This is a genomic window from Streptomyces incarnatus (genome assembly GCF_001027185.1).
In the GTDB taxonomy this organism is placed as follows: Bacteria; Actinomycetota; Actinomycetes; order Streptomycetales; family Streptomycetaceae; genus Streptomyces; species Streptomyces puniciscabiei.
Window position 1 is genome coordinate 4,191,649 of the sequence record NZ_CP011497.1, and the last position, 21,873, is coordinate 4,213,521.

Below are 21,873 nucleotides of genomic sequence, written 5' to 3' on the forward strand. Positions count from 1 at the left end.
CCGGCTCACGCCATCCAGAAGAAGACCGCCGTCATCCGCTTGTCCTCCAGCGTGGTGCCGCAGTAGTCCGTCGCGCTGTGCACGAGGTTGGCGTTGTAGAGGAGGAGGCGGTTGTACTTGTGGGGGACGCGGACGTCCTCCTCGAAGTGGTTCGCCGGGACGAACCGCGTGCCGAGGGCCTCGACGAGGTTGTTGTGCGGGGCGTGCACGATGTTGCCGCCGAGCCGGCCGCCGGGCAGTGACTGGCGGTAGAAGGCCGTGCCGCAGTTCTTGGGGACACCGGGATTGAGGTACAGCACGGCGGCGTACCGGCACAGCGCCCGTGAGTCCGTGTGCGGGCGGGGCTCGCTCTCGCCCTCGCCGACCACCTGCACGCAGTTGTGGTTCAGCGTCCCGCCGCCGGGAGCCTGTTGCACCCACAGCTCCTTCGCCCCCGTGGCCTTCTTCACCAGGCCCTCGATCACGGCGAGTTCGGCGGGTTCCAGGCCGGGCATGGCACGCAGGCCGGGCCAGGTCTCGGAGGTGTACGGGTAGCCCTGCACCCAGTCGTCCTTGGCCAGGCACCGCTCCCGTACGGCGTCCACGTCGGGCAGGACGTCGTCGAACACCCAGTAGTCGCGGCCCTTGGTGGGCTTGCGGTAGGGCAGGACGGGAAGGGCGGCGGCAGCCGGGGGGCGACCGGCCGGCATGCGGGGCGACGGTGGCTGTGGGGGCATGCGGCGAATCTATGCCAACGGTTCGTCTCGCCTCTCCCGGGGAATGGTCAACTCTTCTTTACCTGCCGCACCGATACGAACGGCGCCCGCATCCGTACTGCTGTGCGTCCGAACCGCCCCGAGCCGTCATCGGGGGCGGGATCCACGACCGGGCAGGAGGCACGGTGCGCTTTTCGCGGAACGCGACGGGAACCCTCTTCGTGGGCGGTGCGATGGCCATGACCCTCGTCGCACTCGCCTACCCGAGCATGCTCGGCGTGACCAAGGTGACCACCGCGCAGGACCGCGTCATCGCCAACACGCAGTGGGGGCCGCTGACCGAGCAGGACCGCGACTTCGTGGTGAAGGTGCGGGCCGCCGGACTGTGGGAGTACCCGGTGGGGCAGATGGGGCTGCAGAAGGGCACCACACCGGGGGTCATCACGGCCAGCAAGCACCTGGTCGACGGGCACGCGGCGCTGGACACCACCTGCCGCAAGATCGCGCCGATGCTGAACATCACGCTGCCCAACCTGGCCAGCCCCCAGCAGCAGGGCTTCGTCAGCCAGTTGAAGGCGGACAGCGGGAGGAAGTTCGACAGCGACTTCGCCAACATCCTGCGGATGACGCACGGCGCGATCTTCAACACCATCTCGAAGATCCGGTCCACCACCAAGAACTCGCTGGTGCGCGCCCTCGCCGACCAGGCCAACAACACCGTGCTGGACCACATGACGGTGATGGAGAAGACCGGCCTGGTCGACTTCGACCAGACCCTCTTCCAGCAGACCACCCCGCCCAAGCTGCCCGCCTCCGACCTGACCCCGCCACCCCCGGCCGCAGGTCAGCCGGAGGTGGTGCTCACCCCGCCGCCGAACCCCACGTCGACACCCGTCGACCTCAGCGGCCTGACCGGCGGCAACGCCTCGGCGGCGCCGAGCCCCGGGCCGACGACGGGTTAGGCCCTGGGGGCCAGCCACACGGTCGTGTCCGGCGGGAGGGCCGTACCGCCGAGGGGGCGGCTGCCCAGCAGCACCGCCCCCGGCGGCAGCGGTACCGGCCGCTCGCCGAGGTTGGTCACGCAGCGCCAGGCCGGCGAGCGGGTGAAGTCCAGCACGCCGGCCGGGGCGTCCGGGGTCCAGGTCAGCGCCTCGCCCTCCAGCAGCTTGCGGCGCAGCCGCAGGGCGGTGCGGTACAGCTCCAGGGTCGAGCCCTCGGCCTCCGTCTGCGCCTCGACGGCGTACGCCGCGAAGGACGACGGCTGCGGCAGCCAGGCGGCGCCCGGCCCGAAGCCGTACGACGGCCCGGTCGTCGTCCACGGCAGCGGCACCCGGCAGCCGTCGCGGCCCTTGCGGACATGGCCGGTCTGCTCCCAGATCGGGTCCTGGAGCACCTCGGCGGGCAGGTCGGCGACCTCGGGGAGGCCGAGTTCCTCGCCCTGGTACAGGTACGACGAGCCGGGCAGCGCGAGCATCAGGAGGGTCGCGGCCCGGGCCCGGCGCAGGCCGGCGGCTACGTCGACGGCGGGCGCGGTGCCGCCGGACAGCAGCCAGGAGGCCGGATCGGTGCCGGGCGGGAGCATCAGGCGCGAGGCGTGGCGTACGACGTCGTGGTTGGACAGCACCCAGGTGGCGGTGGCGCCGGCGGCGTGGGCGGTGGCCAGCTCGTCGGTGATGACCCGGCGGAGTTCCGCGGCGTCCCAACGGGCTTCGAGGTATTCGAAGTTGAAGGCCTGGCCGAGTTCGTCGAGGCGGGCGTACAGTGCGCGGCGCGGTCCGGGGACCCAGGCCTCGGCGACGGCGGTGCGCGGCGGGCGGTAGGCGTCGAAGACCTTGCGCCAGTCCCGGTAGATCTCGTGGACCTCGTCGCGGTCCCAGTAGGGGTGGCTGCCCGGCGGGACGAGCGGCAGGGCCTCCTCGCCGGTGGCGCCGAGGTTCCCGGTGTCCCGCAGGGGCTCGGCGAGGTCCTTGGCGAGGCCGTGGGCGACGTCGACCCGGAAGCCGTCGACACCCCGGTCGGACCAGAAGCGCAGGGTGGTGCGGAAGTCGGCGCGGACGTCCTCGTTGTCCCAGTTGAGGTCGGGCTGTTCGGGGGCGAAGAGGTGCAGGTACCACTCGCCGTCCGGGGTCCGCTGCCAGGCGCTGCCGCCGAAGACGGACTGCCAGTCGGTGGGCGGGAGTTCGCCGTGCGCGCCCCGGCCGGGGCGGAAGACGTACCGCTCGCGGGCCGGGGAGCCGGGGCCGGAGCGCAGGGCCTCCTGGAACCAGGGGTGCCGGTGCGAGGTGTGGTTCGGGACGATGTCGACGACGACCTTCAGACCGAGCCGGTGGGCCTCGCCGACCAGGGCGTCGAAGTCGTCCAGGGTGCCGAGGCGGGGGTCGACGTCCCGGTGGTCGGCGACGTCGTAGCCGCCGTCGGCCAGTTCGGAAGGGTAGAAGGGGCTCAGCCACAGGGCGTCGACGCCGAGGCCGGCGAGGTGGTCCAGGCGCAGGGTGATGCCGCGCAGATCGCCGAGCCCGTCGCCGTCGGCGTCGGCGAAGCTGCGGGGATAGACCTGGTAGATGACGGCCTGGCGCCACCAGTCGGGGCTCTTGGGGGAGAGGTCCGGGAAGCGGTCTGCCATACGGGATCCCTTCGGAAAGGACACGACGGTACAGGGAATCTGTCCACATTGCCCGGAAAAGGAACCTTCGGCCCGGCACGGAGCACCTGCCCCGCGCCCTCGCCCCGGTGGCGCGCCTAGCCCGGCGTACCGCAGTGCTCCAGCAGCCCCGCCACCTCGCCGTCCACCACCTGGTACCTGACGACCCGGCCCTCCTTCTCGCCCGCGACGACACCGGCCGCTCGCAGCAGCCGCAGGGCCTGGGAGACGGCGGGGTCGTTCATGCCCGTGGCGATGGCGAGGTCGGAGACGGCGAGCGGACCGGTGTGGTGGAGGGCGAGCAGGAGGGACAGCCGGTTGGGGTCGGCCAGCAGGGAGAAGCGGTCGGCCCAGGTACGGACGTGGCCCGCGTCGCCGATGGCGGCGATCGCCTCGCACACCCGGTGACCGTCGATGGTGCGGCGGTCGGCTCGGTCGGCAGGCACGAGATGCATGGCCTCATCCTCGCAGCCCGGCATGTGATCTTGAATACCTGCTCGGTTGTGCAGCTATGCAGAAGAGCCCCCGCACCCCTACGGTGGTCGGGCCGTGGTGTTCGGGAAGTCGATGCAAGGTCGACGCGGCCCTCGCCACTGTGATCGGGGAGTTCCCGTCCCGTCCGGCACCCGCCGGGCCACTGGTCGGTCGTACGACTGGGAAGGCAGGGACGGCGAACGCACCACCCCGTAAGCCAGGAGACCGGCCACGGCAGCTCACGAAGTGATCCACGAGGTGCTGGAGCGTGAACCGATGGCCAATGCTGCCGATACCCCTGCCGTGACGGCTTCCTTCCGCTGGCGGCGCGAGGACACCGTCAAGACGATCGGGCTGGTGGCGGTGATCGCCGCCCTCCACGTCGTCGCCTTCGGGATCCTCTTCCTCCTCGTCGTCCCCGGCCACTACCAGGTCGGCTCCAAGGCCTTCGGCATCGGCCTGGGCATCACCGCCTACACGCTGGGCGTGCGGCACGCCTTCGACGCCGACCACATCGCCGCGATCGACAACACCACCCGCAAGCTGATGGCCGACGGCAAGCGGCCGGTGTCGGTGGGGTTCTGGTTCGCGCTCGGGCACTCCAGCGTGGTGATCGTGCTCGCCGTGATGATCGCGGCCGGCACGCAGCTCGCCGACAAGGTGACCAACGAGAACTCCGGCACCCACCAGGTCCTCGGCTTCCTGGGGACGACGATCGCCGGCGCGTTCCTGTATCTCATCGCCGCGCTCAACTTGGTGGCCCTCGTCGGCATCCTGCGCGTCTTCCGGGCGATGCGGGCGGGGACGTACGACGAGACCGAGCTGGAACGCCACCTGGACTCACGCGGGTTCATGAACCGCTTCCTCGGCCGCCTCACCCGGTCCATCAGCCGCCCCGGCCAGATGTACCCGGTCGGGTTCCTGTTCGGCCTCGGCTTCGAGACGGCCACCGAGGTCACCCTGATGGTGATGGCGGGCTCCGGTGCGGCGGCGGGCCTGCCCTGGTACGCCATCCTGTGCCTGCCGCTGCTGTTCACCGCGGGGATGTGCCTGTTCGACACGCTCGACGGCACGTTCATGAACTTCGCCTACCAGTGGGCCTTCTCGAACCCGGTGCGCAAGGTCTTCTACAACCTGACCATCACCGGGCTGTCCATCGTGGTCGCCTTCTTCATCGGCACCATGGAGCTGGTCGGCCTCGACCTCGGCAACATCGGTTACGTGATCGTCGCCCTGTTCGTGGTGGTGTGGGCGGCGGCGCTGGCGTACTGGCGCCTGGCCCGGGTGGAGGAGCGCTGGACGGCCCCCGCGTCCGGCGGCCGGTGACGGCACGTCACGTCGGCCCCGGGACCTGGTGCCCCGGGACTAGCGTTCGACCGTCTCCAGGTACAACTTGACGTAGCGGTCCACGGCGACCTCCAACGCCACGTCCACCATCGCCTGTTGGCGCCTGCCCTCGTGGATCTCGGACTCGCCGGGGCGGGGGCGGCGGTCGACGATCGTCTGGCCCCGGGTCGGGCCGGGGGCCAGGGACACCTCGACCGGGAGCAGGCGGGTGGTGATGCCCTGCGGGTCGGCGACCGCGCACACCGCGCCCGCGTCGCCCAGGCCGCCCGCCTCCTCCGCCTCGGGCTCCTCGCCCTGTGCGGTCGGCCGGTGGGCGAGGAGCTCTCCGGCCAGGCGGGTGCCGGGGTCGGCGCTGGTGCGCAGCCGGTGCACCTCCGGGGCGGGCACGACCACCTGCATGAAGACGTCGAGGCCGTACATGGTGAGGGGCACCCCGGAGGAGAGCAGGATCGCCGCCGCCTCCGGGTCGTGCCAGACGTTGAACTCGGCGACCGGAGTCGCGTTCCCGACGGCCACCGCGCCGCCCATGAAGACGACCCGCTCGATGTTGCGGGTCACCTCCGGGTGGGTGCGCAGCAGCAGGGCGATGTTGGTCAGGGGCGCGGTGGGGATCAGGGTGACCGGGCGGGGCGAGGCCAGGATCTCGCGCCGGAGCAGGGCCACGGCGTCCAGCTCGCAGGCGCGGCGCTTCGGCGCGGGCAGGCCCAGGTCGCCCATGCCGTCGGCGCCGTGCACGTGCTGCGCCGGGCGCGCCGGTTCGATCAGCGGGCGCTGCGCGCCCCGGCCCACCGGGATCTCCGGGGCGCCCGCCTGCTCCAGCACGGTCAGGGTGTTGCGGACCACGCCGTCGACGTCCGTGTTCCCGGCCACGCAGGTCACCGCGCGCAGGTCGAGACCCGGGTGGCGCACGGCCAGCAGCAGGGCGAGGGCGTCGTCGACCCCGGTGTCGCAGTCGATGATCACGGGGATGGGCTGACCGGTCACGGCGGGCTCCTTCCGTCAAGCCGACCTTAGATCAGGACGGTCACTCCCACAGTGCGGTGCCGCGTGCGGCCACCCGTGCGGAGATCCGCCGCAGCAGCTCGGGCACCGGCAGTTCCCCGGGCCTGCGGCCGTCCCGCAGCCGTACGGCGGCCAGGCCCGCCTCCGCCTCGCGGGCGCCGATCACCGCCTGGTACGGCACCAGGCGGGCGGCGCGGATCCGGGCGCCGAGGGTGCCCTCGGCGGGCCCCGCGAGTTCGGCGCGCAGTCCCAGCCCGGCCGCCTCGCGCACGATCTCGGCCGCCCGGCCCAGCTGCTCCTCGCCGACCGGCAGGACGGCCAGCTGCACCGGGGCAAGCCAGGCCGGGAAGGCGCCCGCGTGCGCCTCGATCAGATGGGCGACGGCCCGCTCGACGCTGCCGATGATGCTGCGGTGCACCATCACGGGCCGGTGTTTCGCGCCGTCGGCGCCGATGTAGTGCAGGTCGAAGCGGGCCGGCTGGTGGAAGTCGATCTGCACGGTGGACAGGGTGGACTCGCGGCCGGCCGGGTCGGCGATCTGCACGTCGATCTTCGGGCCGTAGAAGGCGGCCTCGCCCTCCGCCTCCTCGTACGCCACGCCGGACGCGTCCAGCACCTCCCGCAGCAGTTCGGTGGCCCGGCGCCACAGCTCCGGATCGGCGACGTACTTGCCGCCCTCGCCGGGCAGCGACAGCCGGTGCCGTACCGCCTCGATGCCGAGGTCGGCGTAGGCGCGGGCGATCAGCTCCAGCGCGGCGCGGGCCTCATCCACCGCCTGGTCCAGGGTGCAGAAGATATGGGCGTCGTTGAGCTGGATGGCGCGGACGCGGGTCAGGCCGCCGAGGACGCCGGAGAGTTCGGCGCGGTGCATGCCGCCCAACTCGGCTATGCGCAGGGGCAGTTCCCGGTAGCTGTGGGAGCGGGAGCGGTAGATCAGGGCGTGGTGGGGGCACAGGCTGGGCCGCAGCACGACCTCCTCCGCACCGAGTTTCATCGGCGGGTACATGTCGTCGCTGTAGTGGTCCCAGTGCCCGGAGATCTCGTACAGCTCCCGTTTGCCGAGCGCGGGCGAGTACACGTGCCGGTACCCGGCCCGGCGTTCGGCCTCGCGGATGTACTCCTCCAGGGTGTGCCGTACCACCGCGCCGTCCGGCAGCCAGTACGGCAGGCCCGCGCCGATCAGCGGGTCGGTGTCGAACAGGCCCAGCTCACGGCCGAGGCGGCGGTGGTCGGGGAGTGCGGCGTTCGCGTTCATGGGCGGGTCTCCTCACTGCGGGAGGCGAACGCCCACGGCACACGAAAGCCCCGGGGCGTTCGCCCCGGGGCTTCGATGCTGGTCAGGTGTCAGCGCGCCGGGACGGTCTCCGGCGTCGTCGTGCTCTTCGGGCACTGCTGGGCGCGCTGCATACGGCGACCGTAGCAGCCGCCGACGCACCGGGTCGAGCCGATTTCGACGGCCCGCCCACCCGGATCCCTCAGCCCCTCGCCCGGAGCCCGCGGCCCGCCCACACCGATCCCTCGGCCACTCACCCCGGCCCCGCAGCCCGCCCACACCGATCCGGCCGACCGCCGACCAGATCCGGGGCCTGCCCACCCCGGCCCCCGGACTCCCCGGCCACTCACCCCGGCCCCGCAGTCCGCCCACACCGATCCGGCCGGCCGCCGACCAGATCCGCGGTCTGCCCACCCCGGCCCCCGGGCTCCCCGGCCCGCTCACCCGAACCGGCAGGTCGCTCACCCGGACGGACCGGAGCGCTGGTGGGCCGGTCGGGGCGGTGGTGCCGTGAGATCAGGCACCCCACCAGCCTGCCCCTCACCAGGCACCCCACGGCCCGCAGCCCAGGAGGCTCCTCGATGACCTCTCTGCACGACGCGCTACGCCCCCGCGGCCTCCCGCTCTGGCTCACCATCGCCGGACTCCTCGCGATGGGCGGCTGCGCGGCGCTCGGTCTGCGGCAGCCGGAGACCGCGACCCCGCCGCTGCCGACGATCGACAAGCCGTCGCCGACCCGGAAGGGAGGCACGCGGGCCGACGGCACCCTCACCGACGAGCAGGCGCAGGCAGCGCTGCTCAACCCGAACGACCTCGGCGCCCCCTGGACGGCGACCGGCGGCGCGGCCACCTGGCGGGACCAGCTGCTGAAGGCGACCACCTCGGCCGGCGCCTGCCAGCGGCTGCTGGACGCCCTCTACACCGACGAGCTCCTCGGCGGCCCCGCCCGGTTCGCCGTCGGCCTGGACGACACCGACACCGACGCCCAGCTGCGCTACCAGATCGCCGACCGCCGCCCCGCCGACGTGGACGCGGCGCTCGCCTGGCTGAGGACGATGCCGGCGCAGTGCGCGCGGTTCACGGCCACCACCCAGGCCGGGATCACGGAGGACGTCCAGGTCTCCGACGCGCCGCTGCCGCAGGTCGGGGACGCGCGCCAGGGCCTCAGGATCAGCCTCGCCGCCACCGACACCGACGACCGGCACGCCACGCTCACGCTGGACGTGGCCGCCGTCCGGGTCGGCCCGGACGCGTTCGCCCTCACCAACGGCGGCCTGCGCGACGTACCGAACGACGCGACCCAGGCCGCCGTCCAGATCGGCGCCCTGCGCCTGGCGGACATCCGCAAGCAGGGCCGGGCGCAGGTCTGATCCGCAGGTCTCATCCGCAGGTCTCATCCGCAGGTCTCATCCGCAGGCCTGGTCAGGGTCTGATTAGCGGCCCTGATCAGCGGGCCTGGTCAGCGGGTCTGATGAGCGGGTCTGGTCTGCGGGGCGTCACAGGGGCGGCTGGGCCGGCGCCGGGCCCAGGGTGGTCGTGCCCGGGGTGGTGCGGTGGCCGAGGCCGGTGCGGTAGGCGTCCAGGGCGGCCTCGATACGGCCCGTGCGGCGCAGCAGGTCGCCCAGGAGGCGGCACAGGTCGGCCAGGTCCCCGGCGGCGCCCGCGCGTTCCAGCAGGCTGAGCGCGCGGACGTAGTGCTCCTCGGCGGCCTCGGTGTCCCGGGCGTCCTCGGCGATGATCCCGAGCAGGCGGTGGGCCGCGGCGGCGTGGACCGCGCCGCGCTCGGAGGAGAAGTCCCCGAGGACGCCCTCCAGGAGTACGGCGGACTCCTCCGACCTGCCCCGGCGGTGCAGCACGTCGGCGAGCTCCACGGCGGCCTGGCTGCGGTACAGGGCGGCCCGGCTCTCCGAGAGCATCGCGTACGCCTGGCGCAACTCGGCCTCGGCACGCTCCAGTTCGCCGTTCTGCGCGCAGACGTAACCGCGCATCCAGTGGCAGTTGGCCAGTTCGGTGCGCAGCCGCAGCGTGCGGTACAGCTCGGCCGCCTTGGCGAGGGAGGCGTCGGCCTCGCTGACCCGGCCCTCGGCGATCAGGGTGCGGGCCACCGAGCGGTGCATCCGGGCGATCAGCGCGGGGTCGCCGGCCCGCGGCGCGAGGGCGAGGGCGAACTCGGCGGCCTGGGCGGCGCGGGCGTGGGCGCCCATGTCCATGTACGGGCCGATCACGCTGGCGTAGAGCAGCAGCAGGGCGTCGGGGTCGTGCAGTCCGCCGCGGTTGAGCTCATCCAGCGTCGACTCCAGCAGATAGACGGCGTAGCGCAGTTCACCGGCCAGGTAGTGGGCGACCGCGCGGCCCCGGACGGCGGGCACCCGCACCGGCAGCGACTCCTCGGCCAGCCGCGTCTCGGCGCGCTCGAAGAACTCCCGCGCCCCCTCCAGCTCGCCCGTCTCCAGCGCGCATTCACCGAGGCCCAGCAGCGCGGTGGCCTGCTCGCCGCGCAGCCCGTGGGTCTCCGCCTCGGTGAGCAGTGCCGCGTACTGCCCGGCGGCCTCCTCGGCCCTGCCGTCGGCGAGGACCCGCTGGGCCTCGGTGAGGCGGAGGCGCAGGTCGGTGGCGAGGTGGGCGGGGCGGCCGACGGCCAGCTCCTCGAAGGCCACGCCGAGCCGGCCGGCGATGTGCCGCAGCGCCTCGTCGGAGGCCCGGACCCGGCCCGCCTCCAGGGTGGAGATGTACGCGGGTGTGTAGGCGGGCTCCGCCAACTGCCGCTGGGTGAGACCGCGTTGGGTGCGCAGCTGCTGTACGCGCCGCCCGATGACCTCGGGGTCGTCCCGTTCCCGCATGGCCCCGCTCCCCCCAACTCCCTTGGCACCCCTTGCCGTTCGGCCCGTACAGCCCCTAGGTTAAACGGCGGATTAAGTCTGCTTAATACGTCGCTGTCGTGTTGCGAGGTCGCCGTGCCCGGACGTACATCCGCACCCTACGGAAACAACACCACCGCACGCCGGGCCGTCGCCGCCGCGGTGATCGCCGCGACCGCCCTGGTCCTCGCCGCGAACGCGGGCCCGGCCCGGGCGGCGGCCCCGGGACCCGGCACCCACGGCGAGCAGGCGATCAGCGCGTCCAGGTAGCCCGGCAGAGGCTGCCCTCGACAAAGCCGTCCGGCTGTTCCCGGAACCGCCGGAGGCCTACGCTCCCCCCATGACCTCTGCCGCCGCCCGTACCGCCCTGGACCTGACCTCCGGCCTCCCGGTGACGGACCTGGAGGACCTCTACCGCGACCTGCACCGCCACCCCGAACTGTCCCTGCGCGAGCACCGCACCGCCGGGACACTGGCCGGGCGGCTGCGGGACGCCGGGTTCGAGACGGCGGAGGGCGTCGGCGGCACCGGGGTCGTGGGCCGGCTGGCCAACGGCGACGGGCCGACCGTGCTGCTGCGGGCCGACATGGACGCGCTGCCGGTGCGGGAGGCCACCGGACTGCCGTACGCCTCCGAGGCCGACGGGGTGATGCACGCCTGCGGGCACGACCTGCACGTCACCTGGCTGACCGGCGCCGCCGAGGCCCTGGCCGCGGGGCGGGATACCTGGCGGGGCACCCTGCTGGTGGTGGGCCAGCCGGCCGAGGAGACCGGGCAGGGCGCGGCCCGGATGGTCACGGACGGGCTGTACGAGCGGTTCGGGCGGCCGGACGTGCTGCTCGGGCAGCATGCCGCCCCGGGCCCGGCCGGCCTGTACCCGCACGCGCCGGGCCTGATCATGTCGGCGGCGACGGACGTGGACATCGTGGTGCACGGCCGGGGCGGCCACGGCTCGCGCCCGGAGTCCACCGTCGACCCCGTCGTCACCGCCGCCTACCTGGTCACCCGCCTGCAGACGGTCGTCTCCCGGGAGATCGCGGCCGGCGAGTCCGCCGTGCTGACCGTGGGCCGGATCGAGGCCGGCACCCGGCACAACATCATCCCGTCCGAGGCCCGCGTCTCGCTGAACCTGCGCAGCCAGTCCGAGGCCGTCCGGCAGCGGATGCTCCAGGCCATCCGGCGGATCGCGCACGGCGAGTGCCTGGCCGCCGGCTGCCCGCGCGAGCCCGACATCACCCTCGGCAACACCTTCCCGGTGACCGTGAACGACGCGCCCACCGACGCCGCGGTGGCCGCCGTGCACGGCGAGGTCTTCGGCGCGGGCACGGTGTTCGACCCGGGCCCGGCGATGGGCAGCGAGGACTTCCCCACGCTGGCCCTCGACGGCGCCATCCCGTACTCGTACTGGTTCGTGACCACCACCCCGGCCGAGGTGTGGGACCGGGCGCCCGGCGACACCCTCCCGGAGAAGTTCGCGGCCGTACCGAGCAACCACAGCCCGCACTTCGCGCCCGACCTGTCCGTGATCGCCCCGGGTGTCCGCACGCTCGTCTCGGGGGCCCTGGCGCTGTTGTCCGTGGCATGACCTAGTCTTCGCCTCACTCGCCACACAGAGCACACACGCGGCGCACACCCGCTTCACAAGGGGCCGCGCGGTCGTGCCCGCGCGGCGTGCCAACTCTTCATTCGATCCGGGGGGTTCGAATCAGCGTGCGCAAGCGCTCTCTCACGGCCGCCACCACCCTGGCGGTCCTCTTCAGCTCGGCGGTCCTCGCCGCCACCCCGGCGTCCGCCGACTCCAGCACCGTCCTGCCGGTCAAGCAGATCGGCCATGTCGTGGTGGACGGCGTGCACCGGCAGGTGTTCATCAGCGACCCGGGCAACGGCAAGATCGTGGTCACCGACTACGCGGGCAACGTCGTCAAGCAGCTCGGCACCAACCTGTCCGGGGTCGACGGCCTGGAGCTGTCCGCCGACTCCGGCACGCTCTACGCGGCCGTCCGGGACCTCGACGCCATCGCGGTCATCGACACCGCCACCGACACCGAGACCACCCGGTACGCGATCGGCGGCAAGCCCGACAGCGTCGCCCTGGCCGGTGACCGGCTGTGGTTCGGCTACGGCGGCGACACCGGCGGCAACATCGGGTCGGTGGACCTCACGGGCGACCAGCACCAGGTCACCCTCGGGCAGGTCGATGCCGGCACCTGGTACGCGGCGCCCCTGCTGGACGCCGCGCCCGGCTCGAACACCCTGGTCGCGGGCGCGGCCGGACAGAGCCCGGCCGAGATCGCGTCCTACGACGTCTCCTCCGGCACCCCGGTCAAGCTGGCCTCCACCCGGGAGGCCGGGGACAACCTCGGCGACCTCCAGGTCACCCCCGACGGCAAGGACGTCGTGGTGGCCAGCGGTGCGCCCTACTACCACCAGGTCTTCAAGACCGCCGACCTCAACGGGGACGGCAAGTACGTCTCCGACGCCTACCCGAACGCGGTCGCGATCGCCCCGGACGGCACGGTCGCGGGCGGCACCTTCGCCTGGTACGACCCGGACGTCTTCGTCTTCCGGCCGGGCAGCAGCGAGGCGGTGCGGACCTACGACTTTCCCAACACCGGGCACAGCAGCGGCGCCGACACCCTGGCCACCGCCGGTCTGGCGTGGGCGCCGGACGGCTCCCGCCTGTTCGCGGTGACCCACAACGACGGTGACGTGTACTCGCTGCGGGTGCTCGACTCACCGGCCAAGGCCGCCACCACCGTCACGGTGGACGCCCCGGCCACCGCCACCCGCGCCAAGCAGCTCACCGTCAAGGGCAGGACCGCCTCCACACTGCCGCTGCCCGCCGGCACCGGGCTCACCGTCACCCGCACCGACCTGGACTCCCCGAACGGCAGGGCGCTGCCCGCGGTGACCACGAAGGCCGACGGCACCTTCTCCTTCACCGACACCCCGCCCGCCGGCGGCAAGGTGAAGTACACCGTGTCCTACGCGGGCGACGCCGACCACGCGGCCGGCTCCGCCTCGGACACCGTGGACGTCTCCCGCGCCAGGACGGCGCTGACGCTGGACAACAACGGCAAGGTGTACGACTACGGCAAGGCGGTGAAGTTCACGGCCCACCTCGGTACGACGTACAAGAACCGCACCGTGGAGATCTGGGCCGACCCGTACGGCCCCGACCGGCCGAACAAGCTGGTGAAGTCCGGCAGGGCCGACTCCCACGGCAACCTGTCGGTCACCCTGAACCTGTACCGGGACACCACGGTCACCGCGAAGTTCGCGGGCGACTCCCGCTACAACTCCGCCTCGGCGGTGAGCAGGGCCTACGACCGGGTGAGCATCTCCACCTCGATGGGCAACCAGTACAAGTCCCAGTCCGTCTGGGGCCAGACGTACTACTTCTTCCACAAGACCAGGAACCCGCTGGTCACGACGAAGATGACGTACTACCCGGGCCGGGCGCAGAAGTTCGAGTTCCAGGTGTACTACCAGGGCAAGTGGTACCCGGGCGACCCCGCGTACTTCAAGCTCGGCTCCGACGGTGTCTCCAAGGTGCAGATCACCGGCGACCACAGCAAGGACGTCGGCTGGCGCTTCCGGGTCCGCTCCTCGTACATCGACGGCGGCTCCGGCGACATCGTGAACTCCACGACGTACGGCGCCTGGAAGTACTTCACGTACACCAAGTAGGGCCCCGCCAGGGCCTACTGTGCGGCCTGGAGCTGCCGCAGCTGCCGCTGTACGTTCTCCAGCGCGCCCTGCCGGCGGCCCGGCACCCGCAGCCGCAACTCGGCGAGCGCGGGCCCGAGTTCACGGGCCCGCGCCACGTCCTTGATCCGGCCCCACTGGTGGTGCGCCCGGTCCACGGCCGCCTCCACCGCGGGCGCGTCCACCGCCTGCCCGGCGGCCAGCCGCACCCCGGCCACCGCCAGCCACGCCCGGCAACTGCGCTCGGCGTCCCCCGCGAACATCGCGAGGTCGGCCCGGACTTCGGCCCAGTGCAGGGCCTCGTCGGAGGCGGGGCCGTGGCCCTGCACGGCGAGCTGCTCCTGCCGCGCCGCGATCACCTCGGCATCGGCGTGCCGCCCGTCCTGCACGGCGGCACTGATGACGGCGTGGGCGTCCGCGCCGACGGCGCCGGCGACCGGCTTGACGCTGTGCGGAGACTCCCCGACGGCACGGCGCTCCGGCCGGACGGCGGGGGTCTGCTGCCCGCTGCCGTGCCGGGTCTGCCCGGCGGCAGGCGGCGCGTGGTGGGTGCCGGGTGGGGCGGGGATGCGGCCTTCCAGCCGAGCGGGTGAGGTGGGCGGGTGGGCGAACGGGGGTCTGGGGGCGGAGCCCCCGGGAACGGCCAGCACCAGGTCACGGCCCGCACTGGACTCGGCGATCCGGGCCAGCGCCTGCTCGTGCAGCTGAGGAAGCGGCGGCCGGTACCCGCTGCGCAACAGCGTCGCCACCGCCTTCATGTACGCCGGCTCGGCCACCCCCCGCCGCCCACCCGGCGCCACACGGCCGTACACCGCCGCGTTGGCCCCGCACTCCAGCCCCCGCTCGGCGACGTACCGCCACGCCTCCGCATCCGCGTGCAGGTCCACGACCAGCGCGGTGTCCACGGCGGACCGCAACCGCAGCTCCTCCCGTATCCAGTGCCAGGGCAGCGCGGTGTAGCGGACCGTCGCCGCGGTGGTGCGCGCCAGCGCCAGATGCGGCAGCCGCTGTCTGCGGTCCAGCTGGAGCTGCCCGGCGAGGTACAGGGTCAGCGGCCCGGGCGCGGCCGCGGCGGCGCGCAGCCGGGTCAGCACGGCCTGCGGTTCCAGCGGATCGGCGAGTTCGACGACGTTGGCGGTGTCGGTGCCGGACAGCACGGCGGGGGCGACGGCGGCCAGCACCGGCAGCACACCGGCCGCGTCCACCAGGCGCCCCCGGCCCAGCGGCGAGGCCGCGAGCAGCAGCACGGTTCCGGGCATCGGTCCTCCCCCTGCAGCCCCTGTCGGCCCTGCCGACCTGGCCGGCTCTCGGCACTCTCCACGCTCTCCAGCCAGCACCGTAACCGCTGCGGCTGCGAACGCGCGCGTCAGGCAGGCACGGGAAGCCGGCAGGACGGCAAACGTCCCCCTTCGCCGCGTTCACCGTGTCAGCCGTTGTCACCCCGTTCATCGCGTTTGCCCTGTTCGCCCTGTTCAACGTGTTCGCCGTGTTCGCCGTCCGCGCCCGCCGCCTCCCGGATGCCCCGCGTCTCCCGCAGCCGCCGCACGGCGAACACCGTGGTGTCGTCGGCCAGCCGGCCGCCGCAGTGCCGCAGCACGCCGTCGCGGACCATGCGGACCAGCAGCCGGGGTTCGACGCGGCCGGCACCGGTGGCGACCACGGGCGCGAGCCGCCGGGCCAGGGGGTAGAAGTCGCCGCGCCGGTCGCGGGCCTCGGTCACGCCGTCGGTGACCAGCAGCAGCGTCTCGTCGTCGGTGAGCGGCACCCGGTGCACGGGTGGGAGACCGCCCGCGAGGTCGGCGAAGCCGAGCGGCAGCCCGTCGCCGCCGGGCAGCTCGCGGACTCCGTGCGGGCCGACGGCGAGCGGCGGCTCATGGCCGAAGTTGACGACCTCGATGCTCTCCGGCGCGTCCTCGGGGAAACCGATCAGCACGGCGGTGGCGAACCGGTCGCCGTCGGCACGGCCGAGCGCGGTGGTGTGCCGGCGGTGCCGCAGCATCCGGATCTCCAGCCGCTCGGCGACGGTCGCGAGGTCCTTCTCGTGGTAGCCGGCCTCGCGGAAGGTGCCGAGCAGCGCGGCGGCGGTCTCCACCGCGCCGAGCCCCTTGCCCTGCACATCGCCGACGAGGACGCGGGTGCCGTGCGGGCCGGGCTGGATGTCGTAGAAGTCGCCGCCGACCCGGGCCTCGACGTCGGCGGCCAGATACACCCCGGCGTGCTCGAGCCCGGCCCAGCGCGGCGGCAGCGGGCGCAGCACGGTACGGCGGGTGGTCTCGGCGATGTCCTGGATGTGCAGGGTCTGCCGCTCCTTGCGCAGCCGTACGGCGCAGGCCACCACGGCGAGCAGGCCGCCGACGGCGACCAGGCAGAAGTCGCCGAGACCGGCCTGGTACTCGCCCGGCCAGGCGCTGTCGACGGCGACGTACGTCACCACCGCCAGCACGGCGAAGGCGCCCGTCGTCCACACCCCGCAGAGCGCGGCGGCCGTGCCGGGGACCAGCACGATCCAGGTGATGATCCGGAACCGCTCGGTGGTGTTGAGGTCCAGCAGCACGATGCCGACGAGCAGCAGCAGGGGCGGCACCCAGGCGACGTTCCGGCCGCGGACGCGCAGCAGCCGGCGCCGGCGGCCGTACTCCACTTCCGTCACGAGATGTCCGTCACGAGCGGGCGGCCCTCCAAGTCTCTCGGCGTCTCCCCAGCGAAACACGGGAGAGAACCCGCCGCATCCGGGCACCCGTCACTCTCCTGGCCGACTTGCCAGGCCCTGCCCCCCGGTGTGCTCTGGAAGGCGGGGGCGAGGAGAGAGGAGTGCTCTCATGGCTCAAGCGGCACCCGTGCCCGGCGGCGTCTCCCGGCCCGGTCACAGGGAGATCGGAGGACGGGCCTACACCGGGCGCGCCCGTCCGCCCGACGTCTTCGACGCGCGCACCCACCGCATCGCCCACTTCGCCGTCCCGGTCGTCCTGGGCCTGGTCTACGGCTACTGGGTCGCCGCCGACGCCCGCCAGGGCGGCCCCATCACCGGCGGGAACCTGCTGCTCGGCTGGCTGAGCGCGCTGGTGTTCGCGGGGGTGTCCATCGCCCTGCTGAGGCTGGCCCCGCGGATGCAGCGGGAGCTGCACGCGCTGCTGTGGTCGGCGTTCGCCGGCATCGCGTTCGGCTTCCTGTACATCCAGACGCCGCACTCGGTCTGGCGGACCGTGATGATGTCGCTGCTCGTGGCGGGGTGCACCTTCGGCGCGTTCTTCTACCGCTACTACACGCGCGAGGACGCGTTCGGGCGCCGCGTCCACTGAACCCGGGCACCTGAACCCGGGCGCCGCGTCCACCGAACCGCGCCGGCCGCGAGGGTGCGGGCACGGGCGTGGGTCCCGGCGGGCCGGGACCCACGCCTCCCCTGTACCCCACTTCCCTCACCCCGGTCTCCTCCCCCTCACACCAGGAAACACCCGTTCGGGTGAACCCTCCACCGGAGCCCGGTCCGCACGGTTCCGCCAAGGGGGGCGGGCCTTCGCCCGGACGCACGCGCACCGCTCGCGCCCGCGCCCGCAGGGCCGTTGTCTGGAAGCGTGCCCCCACGCCTCAGGAGCGCCCTGTCCGCCGTACTGCTCGCCCTGTCCTGCCTGCTCGTGCCATTCGGCGCGCTGGCGGCCTGGGCGGCGTACGAGCTCGCCGACACGGGCCGGTACGTCACCACGATGGCTCCGCTGGCCGCCGACCCGAACGTGCGGGAGGCCGTCGCGGACACGGTCGGTGACGGCATCCTGCGCGCGGTGGACCAGCATCTGGACGTCCGCCGGGCCGGGGGTACCCCCTCCGGGGGAGGCTCCGTCCGGCCGTTCGTGCGCGACGCGGTGCGCTCCTTCACCCAGACCGAGGCCTTCCGGCTGGCCTGGGACACCGGCAACCGGGTCCTCCACGACACGGTCCTGCGCGCCCTGCGCGACGGGGAGGACGGCGGGGCGCCGGGGCGGCCGGTCACCGTCGACCTCGCCACCGTCACCGACCAGGTCAAACGCCGGCTGACCCGGGACCATGTGCCGCTGGCCGCGCGCATCCCAGTGGAGCACACCGCGGTCTCCGTGCTCCCGGCGGACCAACTGGCCTCCTTCCGGAAGGGTTTCCACGTGCTCGAAGTCGCCGGTCTCTGGCTGCCGGTGGCGGCGGTCGCCTTCGCCGCCACCGGGATCGCCCTCGCCGTCCGCCGCCGGCGCGCCGTCGCCGCGACCGCGCTGGGCACGGCCCTGGGCGGCGCCCTGCTCGCCCTGGCCCTCACGGTGGGCCGCGGCCTCACCCTCGCCGGCCTGCCCGCCGACGTGCCCCATCCGGCGGCCGGCGCGGTCTACGACGCCCTCACCGGCACCCTGCGCACGGTGTCCTGGCTGCTGCTCGCCCTGGGCCTCACGGTGGCCCTGACCGCCTGGCTGACCCGCCGTCCGCACCAACGCCGCCCGGCCCGCCGCCGCACCACACCCGTCACGGCCACGCCGACCACGCCCCTCGCGCCGCCCTCCGCCCCCGGCACCGGGGCGACGACGCCGTCTCCGGCATCCCCGGCATCCACAACCTGGGGATGAGCCAGGCACCCCTGAGGGGTGCCGGGGCAGCATCGATCGGCGGCTCCGCCACCGGGGGGCGAGCAACAACGACGCCCCCGCAGCCGGGAGACGACAGCCAGAACAACGGCGAATCCCCGCACCCGGAAGACGGCCCCGACCAACCGCGAACCCCCGCACCCAGAAGACAGCCCCGACCAACCGCGAACCCCCGCACCCGGAAGACAGCCCCGACCAACGGCGAATCCCGGTTGCCGGGAGACGGCCCCCGGAACAACAGCGAATCCCCGCACCCAGCCGGCGAACACCCCGTACGCTCGGCCCGTGAACCGTCGCCGCGGGCGCAGGATCGGTGTCTGGTGTGCCGGGCTGCTGCTGGCCGGGGTCGGCGTGGTGGCCGGTTGCCGGGTCGCCGGCACCGACGGCGTCACCCCGGTGCCCCAGTTGCTCGCGTTCCTGCCCTGGCTGCTCGTGCCGGCCGGTTTCGCCCTGCTGTGCGCGCTGCTCGCCCGCTGGTGGCCGGGCGTGGTGTGCGGGGCCGTCGTCCTCGGCGTGCTCGCCTGGTACCTCCAGCCGTACGACGGCACCACCGGCCCCGGCGGCCCGCCGCTCGCCACCCTCCGCGTGCTGACCTCCAACGTGGAGTTCGGGCGCGGCACCCCCGCCCTGGTCCCGTGGATCCGGGACCTGCGCCCGGACGTCGTCTTCGTGGAGGAGTGCGAGTTCACCTGCCAGGCCACGCTGGAGACCGACTTCGCGACCACCTACCCGTACCGGCGGGCGGTGCGCGCGGCCGGCTCCCACGGCTCGCTCATCCTCAGCCGCCGGCCCCTGAGACCGACGGCCGGCGTGCCCGGCACCATGGGCATGCCCGGCGCGGTCGCCGACGTGCGCGGGCACGCCGTACGACTCCAACTCGCCCACCCCATGCCCCCGTTGCCGGGCCAGGTCGGCCTGTGGCGGCGCGAACTCGGCAGGCTCCGCGCCTTCGCGGCCGCCGACCCCGCTGCGCCCACCGTGCTGGCCGGCGACTTCAACGCCACCCGGGACCACGCGGCCTTCCGGCGCATCCTGGACACCGGACTGAGCGACGCCGCCCGGCTCGCCGGAGCCGACCGCGCCGCCAGCTGGCCCGCGCGCACCGCCGCCGTGGTCGGCACCCAGATCGACCACGTCCTGCTCTCCCCGGACTTCACCGCGGCCGGCGCCCGCTTCCTGCCCGTGGCCGGCAGCGACCACCGCGCCCTCGTCGTGGACCTCACCCTGCACGACCGCCGACACCGGGCCGTGGTCACGAAACGGCGATAATGACCGCATGTCGCGCGAGTTCCCCATCGGCCTCACCCCTCCCGACTGGCTGGTCCGGAACCTCCGCCCGCAGCAGGCCCCCGTCAACAAGGCCGCCGTCGCCCGCGCCTCCGTCGCGATGGCCCTGCCCCTGGCGATCGGCCTCGCCACCGGCTACCCGGCGTACGGCGCCCTCGCCTCCATGGGCGCGCTGTCCGGCGTCATCGGCGACACCGCCGACGCCTACCGCATGCGCGTCCTCAACATCGCCGTCCCGCAGCTCTTCGGCGCGGTCGGCGTGACGCTGGGCGCGCTGGTGTACGGCCACGGCTGGTACGCGGTCGCCGTGGTGACCGGGATCGCCCTGCTCTCCGGCATGATCTCGACGATCGGCGCGGTGGCCTCGGTCTCGGGCCTGCTGCTCCTGCTGAACTGCGTGGTCGGCGCGGGCCTCCCGCTGCCCCGCCCCTGGTGGCTGGCCCCGGCCCTGATGACCGGCGGAGGCCTGCTGGTCCTCCTGCTCGCCCTGCTGGCCTGGCCGTTGCGCTCGGGGGTGCCCGAACGCGCGGCGGTGGCCGACGCGTACGACACGGCGGCGGCGCTTCTCTCCGTCTCCGGCACCGACCGGACCGACGAGTACGACGAGGCCCGCCGAGCGGTCACCCAGTCCCTCGACCAGGCCTACGACCTGATCCTGGCCCGGCGCGCCCGCCACCACGGCCGCAGCCGCGAACTCACCCGCCTGCTGGCCCAGTTGAACGCCATCACCCCGGTGGTGGAGGCGGCCCCCGCGGCCCACCTGGCAGGCCGGCCCCTGCCACCCGGCATCCCGCGGGCGATCCGCCGCCTGGCCCGGGCGGTCGCCACGGGCCACACGGGCCCCATGGCCCTGGACCTCCCGGTGCCGACGACGGAGACGGCCCGCGCGGTGGACCACGCCCTGCGCCACGCGGCCGAGGTGGTGACGGCCCCGGACGTGGACCCCCGGGGCATCGACGACCGCCTGGGCCGCCCGGCGGCACTGGGCATCCGCACGGCGAGAGCGGCCCGCAACGTGGTCCTCTCGGCCAACTCCTGGCGCTACGGCCTGCGCCTCGCGGTCTGCATCGGCATCGCCCAGGCCCTGGTGTCGCTGATCCCCGTGCCGCGCTCCTACTGGGTGGCCCTGACGATCACCTTCGTACTGAAGCCCGACTTCGGCTCGGTCTTCTCCCGCGCCCTGCTGCGCGCCCTCGGCACGGTGGCGGGCCTGGTGATCGCGGCGGTGGTGCTGGCGGAGGTCCCGCTGGGCTGGTGGGACGTCCTGGCGATGCTGCTCCTGGCCCCGCTGATCCCGGCCCTGACCCCCCGGGGCTACGGCTACCAGACGGCGGCGATCACCCCGGTGATCCTCCTCCTCTCCGACATCCTGAACCACCAGGGCACGGCCCTGCTGCTGCCCCGCCTGACGGACTCCCTCCTGGGCTGCGCGATCGCGCTCACCGCCGGCTACCTCCTGTGGCCGGAGAGCTGGCGCACCAGGGTCGGCGACCGCCTGGCCGACGCGGTGGCGGACACGGCCCGCTACGTGGAAACGGCCTTCACCCCCGGCGGCGACCCCGCCGCCCGCGCCCGCATGCGCCGCCGCCTCTACCGCGACCTGTCGGTGATCCGTACGGAGTTCCAGCGGGCCCTGACCGAACCACCGCCGACCGGCCGGCGTGCCGCCGCGTGGTGGCCGCTGGTGGTGGCGGTGGAACGGATCGTCGACGCGACGACGGCCGCCCGCGTCCGCGTCCGGCACGGGGCACCGCCCCCGGCCCCGGCCGAGATCGCCCAGGTGGTCCTGCAGCTCCGGGAGCTGTCGGAGGGCGTACGGGACGCGGAAACCCTGACGCCGGTGCGCACGGATCTCACCGGTCCCGCGGGCAGCGTCCTGGAGCCGCTCCGCCAGGAGGTGGCGGCGGCCAGGTCGATCGCTTCCCCTCACTGAGCCCTTCGCTAACCTTACGTGTCCGTCCTGGCCAGGGATCGACGGGCACCAACTCAC

The 21,873-nt window shown here is 73.8% G+C and carries 18 protein-coding genes and 1 riboswitch; of the genes, 10 read left to right on the top strand and 8 right to left on the bottom strand.

The window, feature by feature from the left end:
- Positions 1 to 5: 5 nt before the first annotated feature.
- Entirely contained in the window at positions 6 to 716 is a 711-nt protein-coding gene (locus ABB07_RS18750; protein ID WP_208899787.1) for a DUF6445 family protein, read from the bottom strand.
- Positions 717 to 934: 218 nt separating this feature from the next.
- Between ABB07_RS18750 and ABB07_RS18755 the strand changes: the two genes are divergently transcribed.
- A complete protein-coding gene (locus ABB07_RS18755; RefSeq protein ID WP_425264735.1) occupies positions 935 to 1,657 on the top strand; it encodes a DUF4142 domain-containing protein in 723 nt (240 codons plus the stop codon).
- On the opposite strand, the gene ABB07_RS18760 is transcribed toward ABB07_RS18755, so the two are convergent.
- Positions 1,654 to 3,318 (bottom strand): glycoside hydrolase family 13 protein, encoded by a 1,665-nt coding sequence (locus tag ABB07_RS18760; RefSeq protein ID WP_208899788.1) that lies wholly within the window; start codon positions 3,316 to 3,318, stop codon positions 1,654 to 1,656. The genes ABB07_RS18755 and ABB07_RS18760 overlap by 4 nt on opposite strands.
- Positions 3,319 to 3,434: 116 nt before the next feature.
- Entirely contained in the window at positions 3,435 to 3,791 is a 357-nt protein-coding gene (locus ABB07_RS18765) for an ArsR/SmtB family transcription factor (RefSeq protein ID WP_208899789.1), read from the bottom strand.
- Between the two features lie 78 nt (positions 3,792 to 3,869).
- Positions 3,870 to 4,058, top strand: a riboswitch (cobalamin riboswitch).
- A 28-nt stretch (positions 4,059 to 4,086) separates the two neighbouring features.
- Here ABB07_RS18765 and nicT point away from each other — a divergent pair.
- Complete coding sequence (gene nicT, locus ABB07_RS18770; protein WP_208899790.1) at positions 4,087 to 5,136, top strand: Nickel transporter NicT; 1,050 nt, start codon at positions 4,087 to 4,089, stop codon at positions 5,134 to 5,136.
- A 39-nt stretch (positions 5,137 to 5,175) separates the two neighbouring features.
- Here the strand turns inward: nicT and ABB07_RS18775 are convergent, their stop codons facing one another.
- Positions 5,176 to 6,141, bottom strand: a complete 966-nt coding sequence (locus ABB07_RS18775; RefSeq protein WP_208899791.1) for a nucleoside hydrolase — start codon at positions 6,139 to 6,141, stop codon at positions 5,176 to 5,178.
- Positions 6,142 to 6,181: 40 nt separating this feature from the next.
- Positions 6,182 to 7,414 (bottom strand): threonine--tRNA ligase, encoded by a 1,233-nt coding sequence (thrS, locus tag ABB07_RS18780; protein WP_208899792.1) that lies wholly within the window; start codon positions 7,412 to 7,414, stop codon positions 6,182 to 6,184.
- A 599-nt stretch (positions 7,415 to 8,013) separates the two neighbouring features.
- Here thrS and ABB07_RS18785 point away from each other — a divergent pair.
- A complete protein-coding gene (locus ABB07_RS18785; RefSeq protein WP_208899793.1) occupies positions 8,014 to 8,802 on the top strand; it encodes a hypothetical protein in 789 nt (262 codons plus the stop codon).
- 126 nt (positions 8,803 to 8,928) lie between these two features.
- Here ABB07_RS18785 and ABB07_RS18790 read toward each other — a convergent pair whose 3' ends face one another.
- Positions 8,929 to 10,272: a helix-turn-helix domain-containing protein gene (locus ABB07_RS18790; protein WP_208899794.1), complete on the bottom strand. Its 1,344-nt coding sequence runs from the start codon at positions 10,270 to 10,272 to the stop codon at positions 8,929 to 8,931.
- Between the two features lie 114 nt (positions 10,273 to 10,386).
- On the opposite strand from ABB07_RS18790, the gene ABB07_RS18795 reads away from it, so the two are divergent.
- The 3 genes from ABB07_RS18795 to ABB07_RS18805 all read left to right on the top strand — a co-directional run bounded on the left by ABB07_RS18795 (position 10,387) and on the right by ABB07_RS18805 (position 13,980).
- Positions 10,387 to 10,560: a hypothetical protein gene (locus ABB07_RS18795; RefSeq protein WP_208899795.1), complete on the top strand. Its 174-nt coding sequence runs from the start codon at positions 10,387 to 10,389 to the stop codon at positions 10,558 to 10,560.
- 70 nt (positions 10,561 to 10,630) lie between these two features.
- The gene (locus tag ABB07_RS18800) at positions 10,631 to 11,875 is read left to right on the top strand and encodes an amidohydrolase (protein WP_208899796.1); all 1,245 of its coding nucleotides are present in this window, start codon (positions 10,631 to 10,633) and stop codon (positions 11,873 to 11,875) included.
- A gap of 125 nt (positions 11,876 to 12,000) precedes the next feature.
- Positions 12,001 to 13,980: a YncE family protein gene (locus tag ABB07_RS18805; protein ID WP_208899797.1), complete on the top strand. Its 1,980-nt coding sequence runs from the start codon at positions 12,001 to 12,003 to the stop codon at positions 13,978 to 13,980.
- A 14-nt stretch (positions 13,981 to 13,994) separates the two neighbouring features.
- Here ABB07_RS18805 and ABB07_RS18810 read toward each other — a convergent pair whose 3' ends face one another.
- Both ABB07_RS18810 and ABB07_RS18815 read right to left on the bottom strand, forming a co-directional pair.
- Positions 13,995 to 15,257 (bottom strand): hypothetical protein, encoded by a 1,263-nt coding sequence (locus ABB07_RS18810; RefSeq protein WP_208899798.1) that lies wholly within the window; start codon positions 15,255 to 15,257, stop codon positions 13,995 to 13,997.
- A 167-nt stretch (positions 15,258 to 15,424) separates the two neighbouring features.
- Positions 15,425 to 16,648: a PP2C family protein-serine/threonine phosphatase gene (locus ABB07_RS18815; protein WP_208899799.1), complete on the bottom strand. Its 1,224-nt coding sequence runs from the start codon at positions 16,646 to 16,648 to the stop codon at positions 15,425 to 15,427.
- 169 nt (positions 16,649 to 16,817) lie between these two features.
- Between ABB07_RS18815 and ABB07_RS18820 the strand changes: the two genes are divergently transcribed.
- From ABB07_RS18820 to ABB07_RS18835, 4 genes are all read left to right on the top strand, one after another.
- Positions 16,818 to 17,297 (top strand): hypothetical protein, encoded by a 480-nt coding sequence (locus tag ABB07_RS18820; RefSeq protein WP_208899800.1) that lies wholly within the window; start codon positions 16,818 to 16,820, stop codon positions 17,295 to 17,297.
- A gap of 273 nt (positions 17,298 to 17,570) precedes the next feature.
- Complete coding sequence (locus ABB07_RS18825) at positions 17,571 to 18,578, top strand: hypothetical protein (protein WP_208899801.1); 1,008 nt, start codon at positions 17,571 to 17,573, stop codon at positions 18,576 to 18,578.
- Positions 18,579 to 18,881: 303 nt separating this feature from the next.
- On the top strand, positions 18,882 to 19,865 hold the full coding sequence (locus tag ABB07_RS18830; RefSeq protein WP_208899802.1) for an endonuclease/exonuclease/phosphatase family protein: 984 nt from the start codon (positions 18,882 to 18,884) through the stop codon (positions 19,863 to 19,865).
- Positions 19,866 to 19,872: 7 nt separating this feature from the next.
- Complete coding sequence (locus ABB07_RS18835; protein WP_208899803.1) at positions 19,873 to 21,816, top strand: FUSC family protein; 1,944 nt, start codon at positions 19,873 to 19,875, stop codon at positions 21,814 to 21,816.
- Positions 21,817 to 21,873 lie beyond the last annotated feature (57 nt).